Here is a 3,632-nt window from a genome sequence, read left to right on the forward strand (position 1 = left end):
CATATAAAGGTGGGTGTTGGTCAGTGGCGACATCGTTTTCGGCACAATGCGACGGAAAGTGCATGAAATAACGACAAAGAACGAGAAAAATGAGACATCTTGCGGCGTTCCCCAGTTCTCGCTAAGGTTGCGCAACACTGTTTCCTAATCAGGAAGCCCCCAACACGACTCCCGGCGCTTGATTGGCGACGGGGCAAGGCGAGGAGGCCAGCCATGCGAACGCGCACACTGACCATTCTGATGATGATATTCACGCTGCTGGGAGCCCCGCTGGCTCAGGCAGGACCGCACGATAGAGGCCAAGGGCATCATGACCGTGGGCATGGCCACCACGACCGCGGCCATCATGGCAAACAGCACAAGAAGCACCACAAGCAGCAGCGTCATCATGAACGCCGCCGTCATGAAGCGCGACGCCATCACCAGTGGCGCCGTGGCGACCACCTGCCGCGTCATTACTACTCCGACAGCCGCTACTGGGTGAAGGACTGGCACCATCGTCATCTGTCCAAACCGCCGCGCGGGCATCGTTGGCTGAATATCGATGGGCGCTATGTGCTGGCTGCGGTGGCGGGTGGCGCGATCACGGCCATCATTCTCAATCGCTGATTCCAGCCGCGTGTTCATACGTCAGTAAGTCAGCAAGACCAAAGACAAGGGCCTCCAGTGAGGCCCTTTCTCGTGCTTGTCGTTCACGTTTTGACATGGCGAGGCTGCCAACGCACGTCAGGCCCGGGCAGCATTCTCAGGCGTAGGCGCTGCATACCCAGGTCATGGTCGCCGGGGTGTCACCGTTGTAGGTGATGGCGTGTCCGAGGGTGCTGTCGAAGGCCAGGCTGTCACCGACCTTGAGCTGGATGGGGTCGTAGAGTTCGGTCCAGACCGTCACCTCGCCGCTGGTCACGATGATCTGTTCCTGGCCGGAATGTTTCTGCAGGCCGCCGAACTCCTCGAGACTGCGATTGAGCACGGTGGTTTCCAATACCATGTATTCCTTGGACGCCACGTTGTTGCAAAGCGGTCGATAGCGATAGTTGGGCGTCTCGATGACTTCTCCCTCCTGCGCTCGCGTCAAGGCGAGCCAACCCCGAAATGCCGCGTCCTCCGTGTGATAGAACAGCTCGCTGACATCCACCTTCAGGCCCCTGGCGAGATTCACGATCGCCTCGAAGGTCGGCGAGATACGTCCATTCTCGATTCTCGACACGCTGGCCGCCGAGATGCCTGACGCGCTGGCCACGGCCGCGATGGTCAGTCCCTTCTCCTTGCGTAGTGCCTTGAGGTTGTCACCAATGGCGCCCGCCTTGCGTTCTCTGTGCTTCAGGGCGATTGGCGTTTCCTGGTGGGGTGTCATGTCAGCGTGCTCCATCGGGTTCGTCTGCCGGGGCGGCGTATGTCGCCGCTGTGTCCGGGTGGCACAAGGGCGTGTGTCACCGGGTCATGCAGCGGCCAGGGAGTGAGCCATGGCCGCCATGATGGCGTCCATTTAGGGCTCCCATGAGCAAAATGTCGAGCCTGATATCCATATTTGACCCAATATTGCGTATATGCAATTGTGGAGGCGAATGCGCAATCCACAGTGGCCGCCCACTGGGCGTGTATCAGTCCTCAGCCTGCATCAGGCATTCGCCTGCAGGTGCGCATGGCATTGCGCGCTAATTAAAATAATTACGGGAAAACAATAATGTACAACTTCAAGAAACAGTTCATCGGCATGGGAATCGCTGCCAGCCTGTTGGCGACTGCCACATCACAGGCGGCGGACATCGAGTGGAAGATGGCGACCCCGTGGGGCGGCGGGCCCTGGCTTGAACGGGATGCCAAGACCTTCGCGGACTATGCAAGCGAATTGACCAATGGGGACGTGAGCATCCAGGTATTCCCCGGCGGCACCCTGGGCGGCGCGCTGCGTGTCACCAATACCGTGAAGTCCGGTGTCGCACAGATCAGCCACAACTACATCAACTATGACTACGGAACTGACCCGACGGCAGCGTTGCTGGCCGGGCACTCCAGCGGTCTGACTCCCGAAGAATTCATGCTGTGGATGTACGAGGGCGGCGGTGTCGAGCTCTATGAAGCCTTCCGTCGCGAGGTGTTCGGCGTCGTGGCCTTCCCGTGCTCGACCCTGGGCACCGAGATCTTCCTGCACTCGAGCAAGAAGGTGCAGACGCTTGAAGATTTCCAGGGTCTACGCCTGAGAACCTCGGGTGCCTGGGCTGAAATCGCCTCACGTCTTGGGGCCTCTACCGTGGTGATGGCCGGCAGTGACATCTATACGGCGTTGGATCGCGGTGTAATCGATGCCGCGGAGTGGGGGAGTCCTGAGCTCAACAAGCCGACGGGTTTCCAGAATGTCGCGCAGTACGTCATCTTGCCCGGCATCCATCAGTCGGGCGGCATTCTGGAGTGTGAAGTGAATGTCGATGCCTGGGACGGGCTGAGCGAAGCCCAGCAGAACCAGTTGCGTCTCGCGGGCAAGCTGAGCGTGTTCGAGTCCTGGCTGGATAGCTCCTTTGCCGATCTCAAGGCCTTCAAGGAGCTGGAGGAAGGCCCCAACGAAATCGTGCAGCTGGATCAATCCTTCATCGATGCCATCTACGAAGAGACCCGTGCCTGGGAAGATGAGAAGGCGGGCGAGAATGAGTGGTTCGCACGTGTGCTTGAGTCACAACGTACCTTCAGACAGAGCATGACGACCTGGCAGGACTACCGTTTGCCGATCGGGGAGATGGGACGCTGAGTCCTCTTGAATGATGTCCCTGGCCCGGGCGATGCCTGTATCGCCCGGGCTTTTCCCTTGTCATCATCCTGGTGAGTTGCCATGAAAATCGTCGCTGTCATTGAGCGCCAGACCCGCTGGGCCGGGTATCTGGGGGCAGTCTTGATACTGCCGCTGGTGCTTGCGTTGGTCTATGAAGTCTTCAGTCGTTATGTGCTGGGAAAGCCCACCTTATGGGCGTTTGAAATCAGCTACATGGTGATGGGCGCCATCTTCATGCTTGGCATGGCAAATGCCCTGCGTGTCGGCCAGCACGTCAGTGTGGATGTGTTGAGCCAGAATTTTGCACCGCGTCTCAGGGCGAGAGTTCATCTGGCCTGTTATGTGGTGTTGCTGCCGGTACTGATGTGGCTTGTCTGGGAGCTGTGGCTCTATGCGCTCGAGGCGTTCTTCAGCAATGAGCGCTCCGGGCGTTCTGCTTGGAATCCGGTGATCTGGCCGGTCTTCGGCGTCTGGTGGCTAGGCTTTGTCTATCTGACGCTGCAGGTGGCCGCGGAGATCTTGAAGCTCTGGAGCACGTTGCTGGGCCACGGTCCTGGCCCGGAGGTGTCCTCATGAGCGACTTCATTGCCCTCATCATGTTCCCGGCGCTCATCGCGCTGATCGTGCTCGGTTTCCCGATCGCGTTCTCGATGATCGTCGTCGCCACCATCTTCGGTGTTGCCCAGTTCGGGGATGCCGCGGCCTATCAACTGCTGACCAAGATCGAGGACACGGCGTCCAATTCCATTCTGGCTGCCGTGCCCTTGTTCATCTTCATGGGCGCGATGCTCGAGAATTCCGGCATTGCCGAGCGACTGTTCGGGGCCATCCATCTGTGGACGCGCCGGATGCCCGGCGGGCTGGGCGT

Annotated in this window: 5 protein-coding genes; 4 read left to right on the forward strand and 1 reads right to left on the reverse strand. The window is 59.4% G+C overall.

Translation table 11 applies throughout. The annotated features are described in order from the left end of the window. Nucleotides 1-213: 213 nt before the first annotated feature. On the forward strand, nucleotides 214-609 hold the full coding sequence (locus tag AC4FAH_RS11830) for an RcnB family protein (protein ID WP_213115215.1): 396 nt from the start codon (nucleotides 214-216) through the stop codon (nucleotides 607-609). A 136-nt stretch (nucleotides 610-745) separates the two neighbouring features. On the opposite strand, the gene AC4FAH_RS11835 is transcribed toward AC4FAH_RS11830, so the two are convergent. Next, nucleotides 746-1,354 carry a helix-turn-helix domain-containing protein gene (locus AC4FAH_RS11835; RefSeq protein WP_213115216.1) on the reverse strand — a complete coding sequence of 203 codons (609 nt, stop codon included), beginning with the start codon at nucleotides 1,352-1,354 and terminating at the stop codon, nucleotides 746-748. A gap of 330 nt (nucleotides 1,355-1,684) precedes the next feature. Here AC4FAH_RS11835 and AC4FAH_RS11840 point away from each other — a divergent pair, with 330 nt between their 5' ends. The 3 genes from AC4FAH_RS11840 to AC4FAH_RS11850 all read left to right on the forward strand — a co-directional run. Beyond that, complete coding sequence (locus AC4FAH_RS11840; RefSeq protein WP_213115217.1) at nucleotides 1,685-2,743, forward strand: type 2 periplasmic-binding domain-containing protein; 1,059 nt, start codon at nucleotides 1,685-1,687, stop codon at nucleotides 2,741-2,743. Nucleotides 2,744-2,824: 81 nt separating this feature from the next. Then, nucleotides 2,825-3,340, forward strand: coding sequence for a TRAP transporter small permease subunit (locus AC4FAH_RS11845; RefSeq protein WP_213115218.1), 516 nt, complete (start codon nucleotides 2,825-2,827; stop codon nucleotides 3,338-3,340). Further along, nucleotides 3,337-3,632: TRAP transporter large permease subunit (locus AC4FAH_RS11850; RefSeq protein ID WP_490246079.1), on the forward strand; the 296-nt coding region annotated here is incomplete at its 3' end. The genes AC4FAH_RS11845 and AC4FAH_RS11850, both read left to right, overlap by 4 nt.

It is taken from the genome of Cobetia sp. (genome assembly GCF_983723665.1).